Here is a 1911-nt window from a genome sequence, read left to right as displayed (position 1 = left end):
ATTTTTTGTGGATATCTTTTTTATTTTAAGTGTTTTTATTGAATTTTCAATAATTCTATAAAATTAAATAATTAAATATAACTAGTAATACATATAATAAGAAAGTAAAATAAAAAGATAGTAATATTATTTATGCATCTATAGCTCAGTTGGATAGAGCGGTGGACTTCGAATCCAAAGGTCGCAAGTTCGAATCTTGCTAGATGTACCAATTGCAAGGGTTATAATTCCTTATTTTTTATCTGAATTGTTTAATAGATGTGCAATAGAAAACAAAAAAATAAAAACTAGAGTAAATTTTATCCTAGTTTAAACAGGTAATTTATTTTATCAACTGCCTTATTCTTAGTATCTTTCATAACATGATTATATATATTTAATGTTGTAGTTATATCACTATCACCTAGTAATGTTTGAACTGTTTTAGATGCAACACCATTCTCGAATAATATAGTGGCAAAAGTATGCCTTAAGTTATGGAATCTTATTTCTTTTAAGTTACATTTCTTTAGTATATTCTTAAATGTTTATCTTACATTATTTTTATTAAAATAATTTCTAATAAGACTAGAAAAGATTAGATTATTATTGAAATAAATATCTATAATAAATTTATTTAACATATAACAATAGGTTTATAATGAATACAAAAGGTATAAGATAAGTTAAGGTAATTTAAATTAATGATTAAATTTATTCATATATTAGTTTAAGCATTAGTAAAATATAATTATAATAATTGTTTCTTAAGAGATAAGATTTTATGAAGGAAGTCGATATATTAATTAGATTATTAATTTCAGTTGTTATTGGTGGAATAATAGGATATGATAGGGAATTTAAAAATAGACCTGCGGGATTTAGAACTCATATACTAGTTTGTTTAGGAGCTACTATTTCAGCATTGATTGAATTGCAATTAGGTTATTTTGTTATTGAACAAACAAAAATTAATCCAGAATTAATAGGAAGTTTAAAGGTTGATTCTGGAAGAATAATGGCTCAAGTTATATCAGGTATCGGATTTTTAGGTGCTGGAACTATTATTAGAAATAAAGGCTCTATAAAGGGGCTTACAACAGCAGCATCTATATGGGCTGTAGCATGTGTTGGATTGGCTATAGGAATGGGATTTTATACAATAAGCATAATAAGTGCTTTAATTATAGTAATTGTATTAGTTTTTTTGAAGAAGTTTCAGAATAAGTTCATAACAAAGATAGAAATATTTAGGTTTGAAGTTAAATATAAAAGTAAAAATAATACGATAAAGGAAATAGATCATATATTATCTGATGATGATATAAATATAAAGGGTATAGAATTATATTATAAAGAATGTAAGGAAGAGGAGAGTTTAGGTGAATATAAATATGATATTAAAAGTTGTATTTATAGTATAGAAGCGCCAAGAAATATAGACTTAAATGAAATCATTTCAGATATATGTTCTATTGATGATGTAATAAGCACTAAAATAATAAGGTAGATTTATAAAAAGACAAGATTAAAAATATTTTTTAGATTTTATAATCATATTAATATTTAAATATTGATATGATTTTTTTATCGAGGTAATTGGACGAGAGTTAAGTTTTATTATGTCATATATTATAAAATAAACAAAAACTTTTCCTAGTGTATCAATATAATAAAAATAAAGAAAAATGAAGAAAAATAAAGAAATTTAAAATTAATTTATAATTATAATATATTATAAAATTTTGTCGTATTAAGACTATGATAGAATAATCCATGTCGTCACGAGAGATGACGTAAGAGAAACACAAAAAAATGTTGAAAAACATAAAAAAAGTGTTGACAAGAAATTTCTCTGATGATAAGATAATGAAGTCGCTTGAAGCGGCAAGAAATTTGATCTTTGAAAAATGAACAGAATATAGAAATACA

Annotated in this window: 2 protein-coding genes and 1 tRNA gene; 2 read left to right on the top strand and 1 reads right to left on the bottom strand. The window is 23.4% G+C overall.

Annotation, left to right across the window (positions count from 1 at the left end):
- The first annotated feature begins 134 nt into the window (after window positions 1-134).
- Window positions 135-211, top strand: a tRNA-Arg gene (locus O212_RS0115665).
- An 88-nt stretch (window positions 212-299) separates the two neighbouring features.
- Here O212_RS0115665 and O212_RS16990 read toward each other — a convergent pair.
- Window positions 300-515, bottom strand: coding sequence for a tyrosine-type recombinase/integrase (locus O212_RS16990; protein ID WP_278244721.1), 216 nt, complete (start codon window positions 513-515; stop codon window positions 300-302).
- Between the two features lie 248 nt (window positions 516-763).
- On the opposite strand from O212_RS16990, the gene O212_RS0115660 reads away from it, so the two are divergent.
- A complete protein-coding gene (locus tag O212_RS0115660; RefSeq protein WP_024615992.1) occupies window positions 764-1489 on the top strand; it encodes an MgtC/SapB family protein in 726 nt (241 codons plus the stop codon).
- Window positions 1490-1911 lie beyond the last annotated feature (422 nt).

The organism is Clostridium sp. Ade.TY, assembly GCF_000498355.1.
Taxonomy (GTDB): domain Bacteria; phylum Bacillota; class Clostridia; order Clostridiales; family Clostridiaceae; genus Clostridium.
The sequence above is the reverse complement of the archived record's forward strand: the minus strand, read 5'-3'. Positions and strand labels throughout refer to the sequence as shown.